The organism is Microbacterium hydrocarbonoxydans (assembly GCF_900105205.1).
Lineage (GTDB): Bacteria > Actinomycetota > Actinomycetes > Actinomycetales > Microbacteriaceae > Microbacterium > Microbacterium hydrocarbonoxydans.
The window spans coordinates 3,446,729-3,467,817 of sequence record NZ_FNSQ01000005.1; the positions used below are offsets into that span (position 1 = coordinate 3,446,729).

Below are 21,089 nucleotides of genomic sequence, written 5' to 3' on the forward strand. Positions count from 1 at the left end.
GTTCACTATTCAGCATGGACATGAGCTGATCACCTCGTTCGGCCGGGTGCCGACCGCCCCCGACGATTCCATGCTGAGTACTGAACGCGGTTGGTGCGTGACCGGAGGTGGGATGATCGACAGACCATGCCTGCGATCCTCGACCATACGACGCTGACCGACGGATCCGATGCGGATGCCGTCTACACGGCGTTCGTCGAGTGGGCGGAGTCCACCGGGATCACCCTCTACCCCGCCCAGGACGAGGCGGTCATCGAGATCGTCTCGGGCAACAACCTGATCCTGTCGACACCCACCGGCACCGGAAAGTCGCTCGTCGCCGTGGGCGCGCACTTCGCCGCGCTCGTCGAGGGCCGCCGCTCGTTCTACACGGCCCCGATCAAAGCGCTCGTGAGCGAGAAGTTCTTCGCCCTCGTCGATATGTTCGGCGCCTCGAACGTGGGCATGATCACCGGTGACTCCTCGGTCAACCCCGACGCCCCGATCATCTGCTGCACGGCCGAGATCCTTGCGAACCTCGCGCTGCGCCAGGGCACGGATGCCGCGGTGCATCAGGTCGTCATGGACGAGTTCCACTTCTACGCCGACCCCGACCGCGGGTGGGCGTGGCAGGTGCCGCTGCTGGAGCTTCCGCAGGCGCAGTTCATCCTCATGTCGGCCACGCTCGGCGACGTGTCGCAGCTGTCCAGCGACCTCACCCGCCGGACCGGCCGCGACACGGCATCCGTCACCGGCGTCGAACGTCCCGTTCCCCTGCACTACTTCTACGAGACGACGCCGATCCACGAGACGATCGACGACCTGCTGGGCACCGGCCAGGCTCCGATCTACGTCGTGCACTTCTCGCAGGCGGCCGCCATGGAGCGCGCGCAAGCACTCTCGAGCACCAAGGTCGCCACCCGCGAGCAGCGCGATGAGATCGCGGCCCTGATCGGCGGGTTCCGCTTCACGACCGCGTTCGGCAAGACGCTGTCCCGCTTCCTGCGGGCGGGCATCGGTGTGCACCATGCCGGGATGCTGCCGAAGTACCGCCGCCTCGTCGAACAGCTCGCGCAGCGCGGCCTGCTGCGGGTGATCTGCGGCACCGACACACTGGGCGTCGGCATCAACGTGCCGATCCGCACCGTGCTGCTCACGGCGCTGACCAAGTTCGACGGCACCCGGATGCGCCAGCTCAGCGCCCGCGAGTTCCACCAGATCGCCGGTCGCGCCGGTCGCGCCGGCTTCGATACCGCCGGCACGGTCGTCGCTCAAGCTCCGGAGCACGAGACCGAGAACATCGCCGCGATCAAGAAGGCGGGCGACGACCCGAAGAAGAAGCGCAAGATCATCCGCAAGAAGGCGCCGGACGGCTTCGTCTCATGGGGCGAGCCGTCGTTCCGCAAGCTGATCGACGCGGAGCCCGAGACCCTCACCTCGCACATGCAGATCACGAGCGCGATGATGCTCAACGTGATCGGCCGCGGCGGCGATGTCTTCGGCAACATGCGTGCACTGGTCTACGACAACCACGAACCGCGCAAGCGCCAGCGCGAATTGGCCCTGCGCGCCATCGGCATCTACCGCACCCTGCTCGAGTCCGGCGTGGTGGAGCAGACGGATGCCGGGGAGATCCGCCTCACCGTCGACCTGCAGCCGAACTTCGCCCTGAATCAGCCGCTGTCGCCGTTCGCCCTCGCCGCCTTCGAGCTGCTCGATCCCGACCCCGCGGCCGGCACCGGCACCGGGTCGTATGCCCTCGACATGATCTCGATCGTGGAGTCGACGCTCGACGACCCGCGCGCGATCCTCGGGCAGCAGGAGTTCCTCGCTCGCGGTGAGGCCGTGGCCGTCATGAAGCGCGAGGGCATCGAGTACGACGAGCGCATGGAGCTGCTCGAGGAGATCACGTATCCGCGGCCGCTCGACGAACTGCTGACCGCCGCCTTCGAGACGTTCAGCGCGGCGCAGCCGTGGATCCGCGACTTCGAACTGCATCCGAAGTCCGTCGTACGCGACATGTACGAGCGAGCCATGTCGTTCGGGGAATATGTCGCGTACTACAAGATCGCGCGCTCCGAGGGCGTCGTGCTGCGCTACCTCTCCGACGCCTATCGCGCGGCGTCTCAGACGATCCCCGAAGAGCTGAAGGACGAGGACCTGCGCGACCTGATCGAGTGGCTCGGCGAGCTCGTGCGCCAGGTCGACTCGAGCCTGCTCGACGAATGGGAGGAGCTCGTGAACGGCGTGCTCCAGGACCCGGACGAGGAGCCGATCGTCCCGCCGGCGCCGAAGCGTCTGACGTCGAACGTCCGGGCCTTCCGCACGCTGGTGCGCAACGAGCTGTTCCGCCGCGTGCAGCTCGCGGCACGCGAGGACGTCACGACCCTCGGCGAGATCGATCCCGCCTTCGGCGCCGACGCCTGGTCCGATGCGCTGGACGGGTACTTCGCCGACCACGACGAGATCCTCACCGGCGGCAACGCGCGCAGCGCTCAGCTGCTCCTGATCACGGAGGGCGCCACGGAGTGGACGGTCCGCCAGATCCTCGACGACCCCGCCGGCGACCACGACTGGGGCATCTCCGCCACGGTCGACCTCGCCGCCTCCGACGAGGAGGGGGCGGCGGTGCTCACGGTCACGAGCGTCGACCGACTCTGAGCCGTCGCCGTTCTCTGACGCGCGCCGTGAGGCGGTCGGTCACCAGCAGCGGGTCGAACAGCATCCCGAGCCCGAGCCGAACGATCAGGGCGTGCGCTGCGAGGCAGATCGCGATCACCAGCGCCGTCAGCAGCGGGGGCCAGACAGCCTCTACGAGGGGCGTCGCCACCAGACCCGACCCGCGCAGCGCGCCGTCGATCAGGGCGAGCGGCACCATGTGCATCACGTAGATCGGGAGCGTCCGTCGTCCCACCCACCGCAGGGGGCGGGCGATCACGTCGACGTGCCGGTCGAGCAGTGCGCACGCCGCCACGCCGAACGCGACCGCCACGATCGCGAGCAGCGGCCAGATGCCCGGCCACTGCCGCATGCCGAGAACGCCGACCGCGCCGACTGCCACGACATATGCCAGTCCGAGCATGACAGTGCTCAGCACGCCGGATGCCGCAGCGAACCTCTCCACCACGGAGCGCAGTCGCAGGCCCGCGAGGAAGAAGAAGAGGTTCTGCAGCACCTGCCACAGGTTGCCGAGGTCGGGCAGGATGCCGGACGCGGCGACCGCGGCCAGTGCGAAGGTGAGGGGCAGCACGATCCCGGTCGGCACCTGCCGCACGAGCCGGGCCACGACCAGGTAGACGGCGAGCGCGAGCAGATACCAGAGGTTCGTCGGGCTGATCGTGAGCTGGGCGAGCAGCTGCCATCCGTCCGTCGCCCTCGCCGTGTCGAACTCCGGCGTGATCGCGAGCGCGATCGTCTGGATGAGGACCCAGACGACGTAGACCAGAGCGAGTCGACCGGCGCGACGGCGCCAGGACGAGCCGGAGGGAGCCGAGACCGCACCGCCGGCGAACATCCCGGAGATGAGGAAGAACAGTGGCATCCGCAGCGGCAGGAGTTGCGCGTTGAGCCTCGCCCACCCCTCGGTGATCGCGCCGGCGCCGTCGAGCCCGATCGCGTGCTTGGTCACCACATGCCAGAGCACCACCAGGATGATGCAGACGCCCTTCGCGACATCGGGCCAGCCGACGCGCGCCGTCACCGCCCCGGCACCTCGGCGGCGCGCACCAGGCGCGACACCAGTTCGACGTAGGAGACGTCGGCTGCCGCGAACATCCGAGGGACCTGGGATGCCGCGGTGAGGCCGGGCATCGTGTTGACCTCGTTCAGGACGGGGCCGTCGGCGGTGAGGAAGAAGTCCATCCTGGCGACCCCGGCGCAGCCGAGCGCATCGAACATCGTCAGCGCCGCCCGTGTCAACACGTTCGTCTCGGCGGACGACAACTCGGCCGGAACCGTGAACCGGGCGCTGCCGTCGTACTTCATGGCCGTGTCGAAGAGCCCTGACGCATGGATCTCCAGCGGAGGCGCGGCCCACCGCACGCCCCCGGCCTCACGCAGGACGGCGACGTCTATCTCGCGCCCCTCGACGACCTCCTCCACGAGGATGCGCGAATCGAATCGCGCGGCCTCCCGCAGCGCCGCCCCGAGCAGGCGCTCCTCCCGCACGAGCGACACCCCGTAGCTCGACCCCGCCGAGACGGGCTTCACCACGACGGGCCCGTCGAACTCGGCATCCCCGGAGTCGGCCGCTCCGACCAGCCGCCCTCGCGCCGTGCGCAGCCCGGCTGCCTCCGCGACGAGCTTCGTCGCCCACTTGTCCATCCCGATCGCGCCGGCTCGAGTGCCGGAGCCGACCACCCGCACCCCGGCCAGCGCGCACAGCGCCGCGAGCACGCCGTCTTCCCCGAGCGCTCCATGCACTGCGGGGAATACGACGTCGGCCCGGGCGATCGACGGCACCGCGAGGGCGAGGGAGTCGGCGGCGGTGGCACCCTCCGAGACGCCCGCCACCTCCCAGACGCCCTCGCGCGAGATGGTCACGCCGCTCACGTCGTGCCCCGCCGACCGCAGCGCGGTCGACACAGCCGCGGCGGACGCGAGCGAGACCTCGTGCTCGGCGTTCTGCCCCCCGCCGATCACCAGCACCCTCACGCGGTCCTCCTCTCGACGCGGGGCCCGATCCCCGTGACGATCGTGTGCGGGATGCTCCCCGCCCAGCGCGCCCACTCCTGGATTCTCGGCACCGCGCCGCCGTCCGGGCCGAACACCACGGCCGTCGAGCCGCGCGGCATCCGCCGCTCCCCGGTGTCGACGACGATCTGATCCATCGACACCCGTCCGACGATCTCGCAGCGCACCCCGTCGATCTCGACGGCGGCCCCCGGCAGGAGTTCCCGCGGGATGCCGTCGGCATACCCGACCCCGATGACGGCGATCCCCGTCTGCCGCTGCGTCACATGAGTGCCGCAGTAGCCGATCGACGTCCCCGCCGGAACGACGCTGCTGTGCACGACCGACGCCGTCAGCCGCGCAGCCCCCTGCAGCGCCACGGTCTCGGACGGGTCGATGCCGACGAGCCCCGCGCCGACCCTGACCAGGTCGAAGTGCGTCGCCGGATCCGTGAGCGTGCCGGACGTGGCCGCCAGGTGCACGATGAGCGGTCCGAATCCGGCCCGCAGCACGGCATCCCTCCCCTGTCTCATGCGCAGCACCGCCGGCGCGTTGACGGAGGGATCCGCCGCATCCGCTCCCGGCAGGTGCCCCATGACACCGACCACGTCGATCTGCGCACTCCCCGCGCGAGCGACGCGCAGGAGCTCGGCCCAGTCCTCCACCGGCGCCCCGCCTCTCGCCATGCCCGTGTCGAGGTGCAGGTGCACGCGCAGGCGCCCTGCGTCCGCAGCCGAGACGTCGGCGATCAGCTGCCGCAGCTCGTCGACCGAGCCCGCGGCGACGTCCACGCAATGCGCGAGGGCTCGTGCGGCATCCACTCCCGAGGGGTTCAGCCAAGCGAGGATCGGGACGTCGACGCCCGCCGCGCGCAGCTCCGCCGCGTCGTCGACGTCGGTGATGCCGAGCCACTCCGCCCCGGCCCCGACCGCAGCCAGGGCGACCGGGACGGCCCCGAGCCCGTAGCCGTCCGCCTTTACAACCGCCATGATCGTGGCGTCCGTGGCGAGGCGCATACGCTCGACGTTCGCGGCCACCGCGTCGGTCAGCGTAGTCAGGGTGGGCGCGTGCAGCCGCGAGAGGGTCGGCGGGTGAGCCGGTGTCGTCGGCGACGTGGCCGACGCGCTGGTGTCGGCTCCGGTGGTGATGTCGGCTCCGGTGGTCTCGAGCGCGGGGTGCAGCACGGTCGTCATCGCTGGGTCCTCGGGTCGGCGGTCGGGTCGGCGTACATCAACGGGCAGCCGTTGGCGACAGCAGCGGGGCGCAGCTCGAAGTGCCAGCGCTCGTTCTCGTAGATCTGGCAGAGACCGAAGTCCGAGCCGTGCCGCGACAGCCAGTCCTGGGCGGCCACTGGCCCGAGATCCACGGCCTCCCCCGAGACGTGCTCGGAGTTCTCCGGCGTCGCGACCCAGCGCGCCGCCTCCTGTTCCGATCCGTACTCGGCGATCGCCTCCTGACGCAGCACCTGCTGATAGTCCGCCGACCGCCATCCGCTGTTCACGTGCACGCGGACGCCGTCGTCCTCCGCGGCGGTCGCCGCTGCCCGCACCGCGGCCAGCAGGTCGGAGTCGAGGTTCGTGACGGCCGGGGTCTCGTCGAACACCGACACCGCACCCTCGTCGCGGATCAGGCCGTCGGCCTCGGTGATCGACGACGGCGGCACGGACGGAGGAACGGATGCTGAGGCGAGCGACTGCTGGCCGATCAGCACGACCGAGCCGGTGATGGCGGCGGCGAGCAGCCCGACACCGATCAGTGCGGTGAGGCGGCGACGCCCGAGGGCAGTGCGTGTGTTCATGTCCTCAGTCAAGGAGGGCGGCTGTTGCGACGACGTATGCGTTTTTTCATATGCTCCCGATATGCGGGGGTGCGTAAGCTCTGAGCACATGGGAGCTGTGTCGTGCGCGTACTGATCGTCGAGGATGAGCCGTACCTCGCGGAGGCCGTGCGAGACGGGCTGCGGCTCGAGGCGATCGCCGCCGACATCGCCGGCGACGGCGACACGGCGCTCGAACTGCTCAGCGTCAACTCCTACGACCTGGCGGTGCTCGACCGTGACATCCCCGGTCCGTCGGGAGACGATGTGGCGAAGTCGATCGTGGCCTCGGGCAGCGGCATCCCGATCCTCATGCTCACGGCGGCCGACCGTCTCGACGACAAGGAGTCGGGTTTCGAGATCGGCGCCGACGACTATCTCACCAAGCCCTTCGAGCTGCGCGAGCTAGTGCTGCGCCTGCGGGCGCTCGACCGTCGGCGCCACCGTGCCAGGCCGCCGGTGCTGGAAGTCGCGGGACTCCGTCTCGACCCGTTCCGGCGCGAGGTCTTCCGCGACGGACGGTACGTGGCGCTCACCCGCAAGCAGTTCGCGGTACTGGAGGTGCTCGTCGAGGCGGCGGGCGGAGTCGTCAGCGCCGAGCAGCTGCTCGAGCGCGCGTGGGACGAGAACGCCGATCCGTTCACGAACGCCGTGCGGATCACGGTGTCCTCGCTGCGCAAACGACTGGGCGAGCCCTGGCTGATCCTCACCGTTCCCGGCGTCGGATATCGCATCGGGACGGATGCCGATGGCTGACCCGGTGCGCGTGCCCCGCCGCCGCGGCATGAGCGCCCGCTGGAAACTCACCCTGAGCTACGCGGGCGTCGTCGTCGTGTCGGGGATCGGTCTGCTCGCGGCCGTGGCCGTGTATCTCCTGCGCTATGTGCCGGACGCGGCGATCATCGCCGACCGATTCGTCCCGAACCGCTCCGACCTGATCCGCGCGTTCATCCCCGCGGCGGTGGTGATGATGCTCGTGCTGCTCGCGATCGGCCTCGGCGGCGGGTGGATCATCGCCGGACGGATGCTGGCCCCGCTCGACCGCATCGGACGGGCAGCGCAGCTCGCTGCGCAGGGGTCGCTGTCGCACCGGGTGGCTCTCGAGGGACCGCGCGACGAATTCCGCGACCTGGCTGACGTGTTCGACGCGATGCTCGAGCAGCTCGAGGCGCACATGAGCGAGCAGCAGCGGTTCGCCGCCAACGCCTCGCACGAGCTGCGCACCCCGCTCGCGATCTCGCAGACGATGCTGGAGGTCGCCCGCAACGATCCCGCGCGCGACACGGATGCGCTGATCGACCGGCTGCAGGAGGTCAACGCCAGGGCGATCGAGCTGACCGAGGCGCTGCTGGTGCTGAGCCGTGCCGAGCGCCGCACGTTCACCCGCGAGCCGGTCGACCTGTCGCTGCTCGCCGAGGAGTCGACCGAGACGCTGCTGCCGCTCGCGGAGCGCCGCGACGTGACGATCGATGTGGGGGGAGACAGCGCCCACGTGTTCGGGTCATCGGCACTGCTGCAGCAGCTGATCACCAACCTGGTGCACAACGCCATCGTGCACAATCGGCCGTCCGCGGGAACGGTGGTCGTCCGCACGCACGTGCTGCCGCATGCGGTGGCGCTCGTGGTGGAGAACACGGGCGACGTGCTGCCCCCACACCTGGTGGCGACGCTGGCCGAGCCCTTCCAGCGCGGGGCCGAACGAGCGCGCAGCGACGATCACGTGGGCGTCGGCCTGGGGCTCGCGATCGTGCAGCGCATCGCGCAGGCGCACGACGGATCGCTCGTGCTCACCGCCAGGCACGGCGGCGGGCTGAACGTGACGGTGTGGCTGCCGCATCCGTTCCCCCAGCCGAGGTGAGGCGGCGCGTCCGTCTGGTTTGTTCGGCTGCACAGTGTGGCTGCACATCTGCATGCTCGGATCACGGATGCATGCTGATTTCGCCGGTTCTGGCATGCATCTGTGATCTGGGCATGCATCTGTACTCGGTGCAGCCGCAGTGACCGGTTGGCACGGGCCTGGCTTCGACGACGGTACCGACCTGGCTGCACCTCTGGCCCCGAACGCGGGAGGTCAGGCGACCTCGCCCCGCAGAGCGGCCAGCTCACGGCCATAGGTGCGAGCCGACTGCTCGGCGTTCTCCTTGAGCTCGCGCGCGGTGTCGGCGAAGGCGTCGAGTGCCGGGTTCACTCCCACGAGGGTGAACGGCCGCTCGACGACCCGCAGGTCGAGGCCCCAGACGTCCTCGAGCACGCGGCGCAGCCATCCGGTGGAGTGGTCCCAGCCTTCCTTCGGCGTCCCGGGGGCGTAGTTGCCGCCGAGCACGGTGACGAGGGTCGCGGGCTTGCCGCGCAGCGCCGTGCCCTGCGGATCGATGCGCGGGTCGGTGTAGGCGACGTCGAACCAGGTCTTGAAGTGCTGCGAGACGCCGTAGTTGTAGAGGGGCACGGCGAACAGCAGCGCGTCGGCGCCGATCAGCTCGTCTGCGAAGGTGGTGGCGAGGGCGCGAGCCTCGTTCTGAGCGGGAGTGCGCTGCGCCTCGTCGACGAAGCCTCCGGTCACGGCATCCGCCCAGGCCGTCGCGGGCACCGGATCGGCGGCGAGGTCTCGGCGGGTGACCGTGGAGTCGGGGTGCGATGCCGTCCATTCGGCTTCGACGAGGTCGGCGAGCGAACGGCTGGCGGACGACGCGGGAAGGATGCTGGCATCCAGGCGGAACAGGGACATAAGGCTGCCTTTCGCTTTTCGTAGTCACTCTGTTTTTCTTAGCGACTTGCGTTAACGTAGCACAGGTATGATGGGCGCATGGCCGAGATCGACGACGAGAGTCATGTGTGCGACGCCGCCGTCACACTGGCCTTCAGCGTGCTCGGCAAGCGCTGGAACGGAATGATCATCTCGTCCCTCGGTGGCGGCCCCTCGACCTTCGTCGCGCTGCGCCGCGGCGTGTCCGGGATCAGCGACACCGTGCTGTCCGACCGTCTCGCCGAGCTCGCGGATGCGGGACTCGTCGCCCGCGCAGTCGACGCCGGCCCGCCCGTGACCGTCTCCTACTCGCTCACCGAGGGCGGCCGGGGCCTGCTGCCCATCCTCGATCAGCTCGGCACCTGGGCGTCCGAGAACCTCGAGATCCGCGCGCACTGACCGTCGCGCGCTCCCCTCACCAGGGGCTGGGCTCGTAGTCCTTGAGGAAGACGCCGTGGATGTCCTCGCCGGCCTCGCCGCGCACGATCGGGTCGTACACCCGGGCGGCGCCGTCGACGAGATCGAGCGGAGCGTGGAAGCCCTCCTCGGCCAGACGCACCTTCGTGTAGTGCGGGCGCTCGTCGGTGATCCATCCGGTGTCGACGGCGGTCATCAGGATGCCGTCGGTCTCGAGCATCTCGCCGGCGCTCGTGCGCGTCAGCATGTTCAGCGCCGCCTTGGCCATGTTCGTGTGCGGGTGTCCTGGCCCCTTGTAGCGGCGCGAGAACTGCCCCTCCATGGCGGAGACGTTCACCACGTACTTGCGGTGCGATGACGACGACGCCATCGACGCACGCAGCCGGCTGATGAGAAGGAACGGCGCGGTCGTGTTGGCCAGCTGCACCTCGAGCATCTCGAGCGGATCAACCTGGTCGATCGACTGCACCCAGCTGTTCGTGCGGTTGACGTCGGGCACGAGACCGCCGGCATCGATCGCGGTGCCGTCGGCGTGCTTCTCGAGCGACGACGACCCGGGAGCCATCCCGAGGCGCGCGAGGTCCTCGGCGGTCAGCGCCTGGCCGCCCTGCTCGGCGACGGTGCCGCCGAGGGCTGCGACCGAGAGCAGCGGATGCGCGTCGACCGAGGCCTGCAGCGCCTGAGGATGCGGGTCGGCGGTGTGGCCGAACGTCTCCATCTCCGGCAGCGGCCCATCGGGAAGCGGCTGCAGCTCGGCATCCGCCAGCAGGGAGTACGAGCCGGGCGAGCGGCGCACGGTCTGCGCCGCGTTGTTGATGAGGATGTCGAGCGGACCCTGCGCCGCGACCGAATCGGCGAGGCCGATCACCTGGGCGGGGTCGCGGAGGTCGATGCCGACGACCCGCAGGCGGTGCAGCCAGTCGGCGGAATCCGGCAGCGCGGAGAAGCGGCGCACCGCATCGCGGGGGAATCGCGTCGTGATCGTCGTGTGCGCGCCGTCGCGCAGCAGTCGCAGGGCGATGTGCATGCCGATCTTCGCGCGGCCGCCGGTGAGCAGCGCGCGCTTGCCGGTGAGGTCGGTGCGCGCGTTGCGCTTGCCGTGGCTGAACCGCGCGCAGTCCGGGCAGAGCTGGTGGTAGAACGCGTCGACCACGGTGTAGGGCTGCTTGCAGATGTAGCAGTTGCGGGGCTTGAGCAGCTCGCCGGCGATGGGGGCGTCGACGACGCTCGTCGCGAGATCGTGGCCGCGAGTCTCATCGTCGATGCGGTCGGGGGCACCGGTGGCGGTGCGGGCGACGACGGCCTTGTCGGCCTCGGCGATCGCGTCGCGGATCTCTTTGCGGCGCACGCGCTTGACGGCCTTGAACATCGCGGCGGTCGCGTGGCGGACGGCCACGAAGTCCGGATGCTCGTTGTCGATCTGGTGCAGCTCCGACAGGACGCGCAGGGTGGTGGCGAGATCGTCGGGGTCGATACCGGCACCCAGGTCGGAGGAGGAGTCGGGCGCATCGGTCATTGTGCTGATTTTACGCGACTTCTCGGGGTGTCTTCCTGGGAACGCGGGCGGGGCAGCGGGGTCCGACGTTCACAACTCAGCATGGGCGTTCAGGGGCGATGGCACCGCCGCCGGAAAGACGCGGGCCGTCGCACGTCGACCACGCGTTCATGCTGAGTCGTGAACGCCGACCGGCGGAGAAGAGGGGCAGGCCGCGCGAGCCCGCCCCTCGCGCCGGTCAGTGCCCGGCGGCGCCGACCACCACGAACTCGCCGGGCACGACGTCGAGAGTCGCCTCGGCCGAGACCTCCCCGGTGTGCAGATCGACGGCGAGGATGCGGTTCTCCGCCGGTTCCGTGACGTAGGCGATGTCCCCCACGACGCGGAGCCCGGGGTGCGGGTCCTGCCATTCCGCGGGGCTCTCCCACGGCTCGATGACACTCCACGAGTCGACGACCGCGCCGGCCTCATCGAGCACGTTCAGCGTGCCGTCCGATGCCAGGACGACGATGTTGTCATGGCCGTCGCGGCCGACCCCGCGCCAGGTGTACTCGACGCCGTCGGGCAGATCGACCACCGACAGGGTCTGCGCCTCCGTGTCGACGAGGGCGAGCTGCGAGAGCAGGTAGCCCTCCGTGTCAGGGTCGGCGTTGTAGTCGAGTGCGGCGATCGCGCTCGTGTCGGTGACATAGGCGTTGCCCGATCGACCGAACGCATCGGGCGCTTCGAGCTTGGTGAACTCCCCGTCCGCGAACACGAGCACCCCGTCCTCGCAGCCGAACACGATGGTCTCGCCCTTCAGCGCACCCTCTCCGTGCACGCCGGGGCAGTCCTCGGAGCGAGCGACCTCGGTTCCGGCGTCGAGCAGGCGGACCCCGCTGCGGGACTCTGCGGTGCCGATCGTCGACAGGACCGTCCCGTCCGAGAGCTCGATCGCGACCCCGTGGTGGGCCTCCTCCGACTCGACCGTCTCCGAATCGGGCAGGGCGCCGGTGCCGACCGAGTCGGTGTCGAAGAGCGTGATCCGGCCCGTGCCGTCGTCGAACAGGGCGGTGCGACCGGCGTGCGGGGTGACGTGGCCGGGGGCTTCGGCACCGAACACCTCGCCCGTGAATTCGACAGACCCCGAGGCGAGGCCGCTGTCGAGAAGATGGAAGCCGTCGGCTGCGGTGACGAACACGTGGCCGTCGTGGTCGCCGGCCGGGTTGACGCGCAGGAACCCGTCGAGCTCGGCGGAGGCGACGGTGTCGAGGGTGTCGCCGTCGAGCACGACGATGCCGCCGTCGTACGCGATGGCGACGCGGGTGTCGCCGTCGTGCGAGGGCTCCGAGGCGTCGTTCTCGCCGGAGGCCGACGGAGCGGCGGTCGCACATCCGGCGAGCGCGATCGCGGCGAGCGCGGCGATTGCGCCGGCCGCGAGGCGGCTGCGGGCTGGTCGATGCATGGGGTTCTCCTTCTTCTGGGTGGGTGCGCGGGATGCGCGAGGCGACGGATGCCGCCGATGAGGTGGCCGGAGTTCAGCCGACGGGCTGGATGTACTGGGCGTCGAGGTCGTCGAACGTTCGGGCGACGGTTCCGTCGCCGTGGTCGATCTCGTGCACGGCGCCGGTGGCCGGGTCGGAGACGTAGGCGTGCCGGGCGTCGACGATGAGCTGCACCTGATCGCGCAGTATGGGATCGGAGACGGATGCCTGCAGCAGGGGGGCGGTCCGGGCGAGTTCCGCACCGTCGGCGGCGAGGACTCGCACAGTGCCGTCTGCCCCGATCACGACGGTGCGACTCTCGTCGTCGCCGATCGCGGCGGCACGGATCAGTGGGGTGTCGGTGGCGAGCAGCGTCCAGCTCCGGGCGCGGACGTCGAGCAGCCACGCCCCCGCCGATCCGGCGACTCCTGCGAGGTCGGGGCGGTCCGCGCGACCGGCGAGATCCGGTGCCGCGGGGGCGTCTGCGGGGTAGGGGATGGCCTCGGCGGCGAGCGCTCCGCCGACTTCGCGAGTGACGAGCACGGCTCCGGCGTCGCATGCGAAGACGGCGCCGACGCGGGTGAGATCGACATCGCTCGCGTTCGAGCAGGGCGCGGCGACCCCCGTGGCCGTGCCGGTGCCGGCGAGCACGTCGACCGTCTCGCCGGTGGCCGCGAGGAGATGCCCGGCGAACGGGATGACGGGGCCCGCCGGGTCGATGGCGAGATCGAGGCGCGGGGCATCGTCGATCTTGGCGAGCCGTTCGTGGTAGAGGAGCACGACCTCTCGGCCGAAGCGGATGGCCGTGGCGGTGTCGCCGACGCGGATGTCTGCTTCGCCGGTTCCCTCGACCGTGCCGAGCAGCCCGGGTTCGCCGAGGAACGAGTGCGAGTGGTCGCCGTGCGGAACCGTCCAGCGGCCCGAGTCGAGCACATCGACGACCGTGCGGTCTCCCTCGACGCGGACCAGGTGGGCGAAGCGCCCTGAGCCCGGAACGGCTGCCGCGTCGGCATCCTCGGTCGCCGTCTCGTCCGTCGCGAGCTCCGAGCGCTGTTCGGTGTCTAGGTCGAGCAGCAGGAGTCTGCCGTGCTCGTCGGCCGCGATCAGCGCGCGGGCCGGCGATGCGACCTCTGCGGCTCCCCCGCCGTCGATGCCGTCGTTCTGCGGAATCGGCACGCTCGACGCGGGGGCCGGAGCGTCGGATGCCGCGCACGCCGTCGCGAGAAGCGAAGCCGTGAGCAGCGAGGCGAGCAGCAGGGTGCGGCCGGTGCGGGGAATGGGGGTCACGAGATCTCACCTTATTGAGAACGATTCTCAATCTCAAGTTGGGATGCTTCTGTTCGTCGGCGATCCGTCTCTCGCCGCGTCCGCGTCCGCCTGCGAAGTCCGATCGCGCTTCGAAAGTCCGGATGCCGGAAATTCGGCCTTCCGGGGTGTACTTCGCCGTGCGTGGCGCACCCTCCGCGACGGCATCCGATCGGCCCCGCCCTTGCGAGAACGTCCGACCCCCGGCGTAGGGTCTGAACATGAGCAGCCACACCGAAGCCCCAGGAGTCGTCCCTTCCTACCTGCTCGCGCGCCTGGCCGAGTCGGGTCGCTACCCTCGTGCGGCCGCCGCCGCCCGGCAGACGCTGACGGCGGGCAGACCGCCGTTCCGTGCACGGCTCGACCTCTCGATCGACGAGAACGGCGACCTGGTCGCCCAGCTCTCCGACGCCCCCAATCGCACGATCAGCGACGCCGGCAATACGCAGAACCTGCCCGGCGCGATCGTCCGCAGTGAAGACGAGGCGCCGGTCGACGATGCGTCTGTCAACGAGGCCTACGACGGGCTCGGCGCGACGTTCGAGATGCTGCTCGCCGCCTTCGGCCGCAACTCGCTCAACGACGCCGGCGCGCCTCTCGACGCCACGGTGCACTACGGCATCGACTACGACAACGCCTTCTGGGACGGCGAGCGCATGGTGTTCGGCGACGGCGACGGCGAGGTGTTCGTCGGATTCACCTCGTCGACCACCGTCATCGGACACGAGCTCGCCCACGGCGTCGTGCAGTACACCGCGAACCTCGAGTACCAGGGTCAGCCCGGGGCGCTGAACGAGTCGATCGCCGACGTGTTCGGAACGCTCACGGAGCAGTACCTGCTGGGTCAGCCGGCAGCGGATGCGACCTGGCTCATCGGGGCGGAGATCTTCACGGATGCCGTCGAGGGCCGCGCGCTCCGGTCGATGATCGAACCGGGCACCGCCTATGACGACGACGAGCTCGGCAAAGACCCGCAGCCCGCCCACATGAGCGGATTCGTACGCACCACGGAAGACAACGGGGGCGTGCACATCAACTCCGGCATCCCGAACCGCGCCTTCGCCCTCTTCGCCATCGACCTCGGCGGCAACGCCTGGGAGGCGGCGGGCACGGTCTGGTACCGCGCCCTCACCGGCGGCCTCTCGAGCACCGCGACCTTCACCGAATTCGCCGATGCCACCGTCGCGGCGGCAGCGGCGATCGACGACGCGACGGCCGCGGCCGCTCGACGCGCGTGGACGACCGTGGGAGTCTATGGAGATGAGCGAGTCCCCTCCACCGACTGAGCCGCAGCAGGTCGTCATCGCGGTGGTGCGCACGGGCGGCATCGCCGGCATCCGTCGCAAATGGCGCGTCGAACCCGATGCCGCACAGACTCACCGCTGGATCGCGATGATCGAAAGCTGCCCGTGGGACGACGAGACGGATGCCGACGCCGGCGCCGACCGCTTCGTCTGGGTGATCCGGGTCCGCACTTCTTCCGAGGAGCGCGAGCGCGAACTGCCCGATTCCGCCCTCGACGGCCCCTGGCGAGATCTCGTCGAAGCCGTGCGGGCAGCATCCGCCACCAGAGACACCGACGATGAGGAGTCGCCCCGATGACGACAGAAGAGGCCGCCCGCCTGCTGCAGCTCGCGCGAGATGCGCACCGACGAGGCGACTTCCTGCTGCACCTGCAATTGGAAGTCAGTCGCCTCACCGGCGAGGCGTCGTCGTGGGGGTCCGCCGACAACGCATTCGTGAGCGACGACAGCGTCGGGTACTTCCTCAGCGACGTCGAACGGGTCGGCTGGAGACTCGAGCAGACCGGCTACACGTTCGTGGAATCGGGTGCCACGACCTCCGCACGGATGCTGAGCACCGGAACCGGCGTGGTCAACCACGGCGCCGTCTCGGGATACTTCACGTTCCGTCGCGTCGACTGACCCGTCTGCGCGTATCGATCGATCCGGTGTGAATCCACGCCCCCGCCACGGTCGGGGGGCGAGAATGGGCGCATGGGACTCTTCCAGCAGCGACCCGAAGAACAAGAGAACGAGTGGGCGCTGCCCTCCGAGCCGATCGAACGCTCCGAGTCGGAGGTCCTCGACACCGCTCCGGCCATCGATCCGCTGACGATCGGCCTGGGCCTCGGCGCAGGTGCGTCGGTCAGCTCGATCGTCTTCCCGGTCGCTCCCCCTGCACCGGATGCCTTCTCGATCGAGAACCGGGAACCCGACGACGAGTCGGGCGACGCGGGCAACGCGTCGGGCACGGACTCCGACGACAACTGACGCCTGGCTGCCGTCGGGCTGTGCGTCGGGCTGGTGGCGAACGCCCGTCCTCGTGGCGAACGCCCGTCCTTGTGGCGAACTCCCTCATCGGGACCACGAACCGCACGCACGCCGCCGGGACGACGAACCGCACGCACGCCATCGGGACGACGAATCACACGCACGCCGCCGGGACGACGAACCGCACCTGGCCCATAACGCGCGTCTGCTCTGACGCGCCCCGCGCACGGCGGTGTCGGCCCGCGCGGCTACGGTGGAGGCATGACGATCACCGCCGCCGCAGACGGCTCCGCCCTGGGCAACCCCGGCCCGAACGGCTGGGCCTGGTACATCGACGACGCGAACTGGGCGGCCGGCGGCTCCCCGCACGGAACGAACAACCAGGGTGAGCTCCGCGCCGTGCTCGAGCTGCTGCGGGCGACGGCGGGCATCTCCGAGAAGCTGCTGATCGAGTGCGACAGTCGCTACGTGATCGACTCGGTGACGAAATGGATGCCGGGCTGGAAGCGCAAGGGCTGGCGCAAATCCGACGGCGGCCCGGTGCTCAACCGCGACCTGCTCGAGGGCATCGACGAGGCGATCCGAGGCCGTGATGTCGAGTTCTCGTGGGTCAAGGGCCACGCGGGGCACCCCCTCAATGAGGCGGCCGACGAGCGCGCGAACGCGGCGGCGAAGGCGTATCAGCAGAAGCAGGAGCCGCGCCGCGGTCCCGGCTTCACGATGGCCACGGATGCCGGGGCGGCCGCGGCCGCATCCGCTCCGATCGCCGCGGCCGCCGGTCGCGCCGGTGAAACTCCGGCATCCGACGACACCGCAGACCACACCGCGTCCGCAGACCACGCCACGTCCGCAGACCACGCCACGTCCGCAGACCACACCGCCACCGACGATCACGCCGCCTGGGCCGAGGCTGTCGAGGCCGACGCCGCCCACGCCGGCTCGTCCCTCGCCGAGCCGCTCTGGGCCGAGGCCTCCGACCTGTTCGAGGGCCTCGACGATGAGCCGACCGCGACCCCGATCGAGCTGCGCATCATGCTGACCGGCGATGAGCACGCTCGCCTCGCCGACCGCGCCGACGCCCAGGGCATCCCACTCGAGGAAGCGCTCCGCCGCCTCATCTGACCCGAGCGACGCCATCTGGCCCGGAAGCACCCTCGAGCGACCGGGTCACTCCACTCGCTCCGGCCGCACGCCGAGGCCGACGAAGCGTCCGGTCACGCGGGCGAGCGCCGCATGGTCGCGGAGCATCCGCAGCGGCAACGGCACCGGAGCCCCCGGTTCGGTCGTCGACAGCAGCGGCCCCTGCAGCCCGCGCTGCACGGCCTGTGTCACCCGCACCGGCCAGGCGCGCCGCCGCTCCACCCGCCGCAGATCACGAGGGCGGGGCGCGCGCCTGCCGAGGATCGGGCCCAGGATCCGCGCGGTCGCCACTGCATCCTGAATGGCCAGGTTGATCCCGACGCCGCCCGCCGGCGACATCGCATGAGCTGAGTCGCCGATGCAGAGCATCCCGTCCGTGTACCACCGGCGCAGTCGCTCCAGCCGCACGCGCAGGAGGTGCACGTCGTCGACCTCCAGTCCGGTCGCGGCCTCTCCCAGCCGAGGGGAGATCGATCGGATGCGCTCCTTCATCCGGGCGACGTCGTCATCGGACCCCGTCCACGATCCGGCCGGGATGACGTGCGCGATCTGGAAGAAATCCCCGCGGTCGATGGTGATGATCATCCCCGCCCCGGCCTGCACGAAGGGATAGGTCTCGGAGGCGGCCTTCGGCAGTCGGAACCAGAGCACGTCCATGGCTGCGGCGACACCGACGGGCATGAGCCCCGCAGACGCGCCGAGCACGGAGTCGCGACCCGAGGCATCGATCACGAGCGCAGCTCGGATCTCGACCACACCCTCGGGACCGGATCCGGTGACTCCGGCGATCCGGCGATCCTGGTCGCGAACGACCTCGTCGATCCGCGTCGAGCGGAGCAGATGGAACCCCGGATACCGCGCCGCGGCTGCCGCGAGCAGGTCGAGGAAGTCCCACTGCGGCATGAACGACATCACCCGGCGAGCGGTGGGCAAGCGGGAGAAGTCCGCGAGCGTGAGTTCCGCGCCGTGCCAGCTGAGCGTCACCCTGCTCATGTCGGAGTGGGGCGTGGCGAGGAACTCGTCGAGCAGCCCCAGCTCGGCGAGCAGTTGCTGGGTCGACGGATGGATCGTGTCGCCGCGGAAGTCGCGGAGGAAGTCGGCGTGCTTCTCGACCACCGTGACGTCGTGCCCCTGCCGGGCGAGCAGCAGACCGAGCATGAGGCCGGCGGGGCCGCCGCCGACGATGACGCAGGTGGTGTCGATTCGATTGTCCATGGGTAGAGCATCCGCCTGTGGAGTGCGACGATACGACAGTGGTCAATAAACGATCGGGGCGTCCGCGCGGCGATTCGACAGCGCGACAGAGGCTCCTGGCCGCCGCGCAGACGCATGCGGAACAGGGTGATCTCGCCGCGCTCTCATCGCGGGCGCTGGCTGCGGAGGTCGGCGTCAGCCACACACTGGTCAATTATCATTTCGGCTCCCGCGAAGCCTTGGTGGCGGCCACGATCGCGCTGCACGCGGCGCCGCACGACGTGATCGCGCTGTCGCGCGACGATCGGGGGCGCATCGATGTCGACCGGCTCGCGCACGGCATCCTCGCGGTATGGGAGCATCCCGAACACGGCGACCGACTTGCAGCCCTCGCCCGGCGGCTCGCGTCGGCGTCCGCGGAGGCGTCCACGATCGGCGACTATATCGAGACCTCGGTCTACGAACCGCTGGTCGACGATCTCGGCCGCGCGCACGCCCGACGGATGGCCACCGCCATCATCGGGTTCGTGTTCGGCCGGTACGTCATCGCACTGCCGATCTTCGCCCGCCTCTCACGGGAGGAGGCCGGTCGGCTGCTCGCCTCGATGCTGCGCTGAGTAGCCGCGTACACTCGCACCATGTCGACCGTCCCCCGCACCATCGGCCGGATCTTCCTCGGATCCGCCCTCGTCTTCGCCGGCGTCTCGCACCTGACATTCGCCCGCGAAGAGTTCCAGGCACAGGTGCCGGACTTCGTCCCCCTCGACCCGGATGTCACCGTGCTCGCGTCTGGCGTCGTCGAGATCGGCCTCGGCGCCGCGCTGCTGGTCGCCCGCAAGCGCCGCGGACTCGTCGGCATCATCGCCGCCCTGTTCTTCGTCGCGGTCTTCCCCGGCAACATCGCGCAGTGGGTCGAGCACCGTGACGCCTTCGGCCTCGACACGGACATGAAGCGCTTCGTCCGGCTGTTCTTCCAGCCGGTGCTCATCGCCCTGGCGCTCTGGTCGACGCGTTCTCCGCGCCGCCAGCCGGGCGCTGCCGACTCGTGACAGGGGGCGCTCGTTCACGACTCAGCATGAACGCGCGCAAGACAGCAGAAGAGGAGGCGGTTCTCGCGAGAACCGCCTCCTCATGCTGAGTTGTGAACGTCAGACCGCGAGCAGTTCCCGCTCGAGGCGTGCATACGAGGTCTCCATGCCGTCGGCCATGCCGGTGGCGAGGATCATGTCGCGCGTCTCCTTGTCGGGATACTCGATGTGGAGGGTGATGAGCGTCGCCCCGTCCTCCTCGTAGAGGTTCAGATCGTTGAGCGTCTCGACCGGCATCCCGATCATCCGCTCGGTCTGCACCGACCGGCGGGGTGCGTCGATCAGCAGCGCCTCCCCTTCGAAGCCGAACGGCTGCCCCTCGGTCTCGCCCACTGGCGCCCAGGAGGTGCGGTAGGTCTGCCCCACCTCGGTCGCGACGACGCACTCCGTCATCTCCCAGCCGTCGGGTCCGAGCAGCCACTGCTTCATCAGCTCCGGGTCGTTGTGCGCCCGCCAGACCAGTTCGCGCGGTCCCTCGACCAGACGCGTGATGCGCACATGGGTGTCGTCGAGCAGTTCGACCCTGGTGCCCTTGCCCTGCGCGTAGTCGCGCAGGTCCTGCAGCACGGCATCGAGCTGGCTCATCGCGAGCTTCAGGCCCTCGATCTGGCCCATCGACACGACCTGCTCGATCGCCTCGACCGAGTCGAAGTGGCTGGTGGTGACCATGCGGGTGCCGCCGGCGGTCGACTCGAAGGCGAACGACATCCGCTGCGCGGGGAAGCCCTCGAGCGGCGCACCGTTCTCGTCGACGAATGAGTCGAGCACTTCGAAGGCGTGCGGTGCGTCGATGGAGAGGAACTCCCACGACCCCGACGACCGCTCACCTCGAGGTCCGTTCATCGTGTAGACCGCGCGGCCTCCGACGGTGTGGTCCCAGGCGGTGAAGGTCGCCGGCCATCCGGGAGGGCCCCAGAACCGCTCGAGCTGACGCGGATCGCTGTAAGCGGCCCAGACGCGCTCGATCGGCGCCGCGAAATCAGCGACGACCGTCATGGTGAGGTTGTCGGCATCGGTGGTGACATCCGTGACGGGCATGTCAGTCTCCTTCTTCGGTTCGTGAATCATCGGTGGTGTCGGGGGTATCGGTACGACGAGTCGGCGTCTCGGCCAGCAGGTCGTCGAGTCGGGCGATGCGCGACCGCCACAGCTCTTCGTATCGGGCGAGAAGCGCCCTGGCGCGGGCGATCATCTCGGGGTTCGCGCGGACGAGCCGCTCGCGTCCCTCGGCGCGCTTGACGATGAGGCTCGCGGCCTCGAGCACGGCGACGTGCTTCTGCACCGCAGCGAACGACATCTCGTATTCGGAGGCGAGGGTCGAGACGGACTGCTCCCGCTCGATCGTCCGGCGCAGGATGTCGCGCCGGGTCGACGTCGCCAATGCGTGGAACACACGGTCGACCTCCGCTTCGCTCAGTTCTCGTTGTGCAACCATTTGGTTGTACGTTACGCGCGAGCGAGGCGGAGGTCAAGGGGTGGTTGTGAGTTACGTCTTTAGATCGGAC

22 protein-coding genes are annotated in these 21,089 nt (G+C 69.9%); 11 read left to right on the forward strand and 11 right to left on the reverse strand.

Going from position 1 to position 21,089, the window contains the following annotated elements; translation table 11 throughout:
- Window positions 1-126: 126 nt before the first annotated feature.
- Window positions 127-2,640, forward strand: coding sequence for a DEAD/DEAH box helicase (locus BLW44_RS16785; RefSeq protein ID WP_060928022.1), 2,514 nt, complete (start codon window positions 127-129; stop codon window positions 2,638-2,640).
- Here the strand turns inward: BLW44_RS16785 and BLW44_RS16790 are convergent.
- The 4 genes from BLW44_RS16790 to BLW44_RS16805 are packed head-to-tail and all read right to left on the reverse strand — an operon-like array spanning window position 2,618 to window position 6,448.
- Entirely contained in the window at window positions 2,618-3,679 is a 1,062-nt protein-coding gene (locus tag BLW44_RS16790; protein WP_060928023.1) for an acyltransferase family protein, read from the reverse strand. The genes BLW44_RS16785 and BLW44_RS16790 overlap by 23 nt on opposite strands.
- Window positions 3,676-4,632: a D-alanine--D-alanine ligase family protein gene (locus BLW44_RS16795; RefSeq protein WP_060928024.1), complete on the reverse strand. Its 957-nt coding sequence runs from the start codon at window positions 4,630-4,632 to the stop codon at window positions 3,676-3,678. Before BLW44_RS16795 ends, BLW44_RS16790 begins: the two co-directional genes overlap by 4 nt.
- Window positions 4,629-5,843, reverse strand: a complete 1,215-nt coding sequence (alr, locus tag BLW44_RS16800) for an alanine racemase (protein WP_082724608.1) — start codon at window positions 5,841-5,843, stop codon at window positions 4,629-4,631. Before alr ends, BLW44_RS16795 begins: the two co-directional genes overlap by 4 nt.
- Window positions 5,840-6,448, reverse strand: a complete 609-nt coding sequence (locus BLW44_RS16805) for a M15 family metallopeptidase (protein ID WP_060928025.1) — start codon at window positions 6,446-6,448, stop codon at window positions 5,840-5,842. The genes alr and BLW44_RS16805 overlap by 4 nt, the downstream gene beginning before the upstream one ends.
- 102 nt (window positions 6,449-6,550) lie before the next feature.
- On the opposite strand from BLW44_RS16805, the gene BLW44_RS16810 reads away from it, so the two are divergent.
- Window positions 6,551-7,222, forward strand: a complete 672-nt coding sequence (locus tag BLW44_RS16810; RefSeq protein ID WP_060928026.1) for a response regulator transcription factor — start codon at window positions 6,551-6,553, stop codon at window positions 7,220-7,222.
- A gap of 28 nt (window positions 7,223-7,250) precedes the next feature.
- Window positions 7,251-8,324: a sensor histidine kinase gene (locus BLW44_RS16815; protein ID WP_060928042.1), complete on the forward strand. Its 1,074-nt coding sequence runs from the start codon at window positions 7,251-7,253 to the stop codon at window positions 8,322-8,324.
- 213 nt (window positions 8,325-8,537) lie between these two features.
- Here BLW44_RS16815 and BLW44_RS16820 read toward each other — a convergent pair whose 3' ends face one another.
- Complete coding sequence (locus BLW44_RS16820) at window positions 8,538-9,191, reverse strand: FMN-dependent NADH-azoreductase (protein WP_060928027.1); 654 nt, start codon at window positions 9,189-9,191, stop codon at window positions 8,538-8,540.
- A gap of 78 nt (window positions 9,192-9,269) precedes the next feature.
- On the opposite strand from BLW44_RS16820, the gene BLW44_RS16825 reads away from it, so the two are divergent.
- A complete protein-coding gene (locus tag BLW44_RS16825; RefSeq protein WP_060928028.1) occupies window positions 9,270-9,608 on the forward strand; it encodes a winged helix-turn-helix transcriptional regulator in 339 nt (112 codons plus the stop codon).
- A gap of 16 nt (window positions 9,609-9,624) precedes the next feature.
- On the opposite strand, the gene BLW44_RS16830 is transcribed toward BLW44_RS16825, so the two are convergent.
- From BLW44_RS16830 to BLW44_RS16840, 3 genes are all read right to left on the reverse strand, one after another.
- A complete protein-coding gene (locus BLW44_RS16830) occupies window positions 9,625-11,142 on the reverse strand; it encodes an SDR family NAD(P)-dependent oxidoreductase (protein ID WP_060928029.1) in 1,518 nt (505 codons plus the stop codon).
- Between the two features lie 217 nt (window positions 11,143-11,359).
- Window positions 11,360-12,565, reverse strand: a complete 1,206-nt coding sequence (locus BLW44_RS16835; protein WP_060928030.1) for a hypothetical protein — start codon at window positions 12,563-12,565, stop codon at window positions 11,360-11,362.
- Between the two features lie 73 nt (window positions 12,566-12,638).
- Window positions 12,639-13,871, reverse strand: coding sequence for a hypothetical protein (locus BLW44_RS16840; protein ID WP_060928031.1), 1,233 nt, complete (start codon window positions 13,869-13,871; stop codon window positions 12,639-12,641).
- 239 nt (window positions 13,872-14,110) lie between these two features.
- Here BLW44_RS16840 and BLW44_RS16845 point away from each other — a divergent pair, with 239 nt between their 5' ends.
- The 5 genes from BLW44_RS16845 to BLW44_RS16865 all read left to right on the forward strand — a co-directional run bounded on the left by BLW44_RS16845 (window position 14,111) and on the right by BLW44_RS16865 (window position 17,284).
- Entirely contained in the window at window positions 14,111-15,175 is a 1,065-nt protein-coding gene (locus tag BLW44_RS16845) for a M4 family metallopeptidase (protein WP_060928032.1), read from the forward strand.
- Window positions 15,150-15,491, forward strand: coding sequence for a protealysin inhibitor emfourin (locus tag BLW44_RS16850; protein WP_060928043.1), 342 nt, complete (start codon window positions 15,150-15,152; stop codon window positions 15,489-15,491). The genes BLW44_RS16845 and BLW44_RS16850 overlap by 26 nt, the downstream gene beginning before the upstream one ends.
- Complete coding sequence (locus BLW44_RS16855) at window positions 15,488-15,814, forward strand: hypothetical protein (RefSeq protein WP_060928033.1); 327 nt, start codon at window positions 15,488-15,490, stop codon at window positions 15,812-15,814. The genes BLW44_RS16850 and BLW44_RS16855 overlap by 4 nt, the downstream gene beginning before the upstream one ends.
- A 72-nt stretch (window positions 15,815-15,886) precedes the next feature.
- Window positions 15,887-16,162 (forward strand): hypothetical protein, encoded by a 276-nt coding sequence (locus BLW44_RS16860; protein WP_060928034.1) that lies wholly within the window; start codon window positions 15,887-15,889, stop codon window positions 16,160-16,162.
- 261 nt (window positions 16,163-16,423) lie between these two features.
- A complete protein-coding gene (locus tag BLW44_RS16865) occupies window positions 16,424-17,284 on the forward strand; it encodes a ribonuclease H family protein (protein WP_060928035.1) in 861 nt (286 codons plus the stop codon).
- 45 nt (window positions 17,285-17,329) lie between these two features.
- On the opposite strand, the gene BLW44_RS16870 is transcribed toward BLW44_RS16865, so the two are convergent.
- Window positions 17,330-18,517 carry an FAD-dependent monooxygenase gene (locus BLW44_RS16870; RefSeq protein ID WP_060928036.1) on the reverse strand — a complete coding sequence of 396 codons (1,188 nt, stop codon included), beginning with the start codon at window positions 18,515-18,517 and terminating at the stop codon, window positions 17,330-17,332.
- A gap of 38 nt (window positions 18,518-18,555) precedes the next feature.
- On the opposite strand from BLW44_RS16870, the gene BLW44_RS16875 reads away from it, so the two are divergent.
- Window positions 18,556-19,113 (forward strand): TetR/AcrR family transcriptional regulator, encoded by a 558-nt coding sequence (locus tag BLW44_RS16875; protein ID WP_060928037.1) that lies wholly within the window; start codon window positions 18,556-18,558, stop codon window positions 19,111-19,113.
- 21 nt (window positions 19,114-19,134) lie between these two features.
- Window positions 19,135-19,545 carry a DoxX family protein gene (locus BLW44_RS16880; RefSeq protein WP_060928038.1) on the forward strand — a complete coding sequence of 137 codons (411 nt, stop codon included), beginning with the start codon at window positions 19,135-19,137 and terminating at the stop codon, window positions 19,543-19,545.
- A 99-nt stretch (window positions 19,546-19,644) separates the two neighbouring features.
- Here the strand turns inward: BLW44_RS16880 and BLW44_RS16885 are convergent, their stop codons facing one another.
- The gene (locus tag BLW44_RS16885; protein ID WP_060928039.1) at window positions 19,645-20,622 is read right to left on the reverse strand and encodes an SRPBCC family protein; all 978 of its coding nucleotides are present in this window, start codon (window positions 20,620-20,622) and stop codon (window positions 19,645-19,647) included.
- Window position 20,623: 1 nt separating this feature from the next.
- Window positions 20,624-21,019, reverse strand: a complete 396-nt coding sequence (locus BLW44_RS16890; protein ID WP_074731940.1) for an ArsR/SmtB family transcription factor — start codon at window positions 21,017-21,019, stop codon at window positions 20,624-20,626.
- Between the last annotated feature and the right edge of the window lie 70 nt (window positions 21,020-21,089).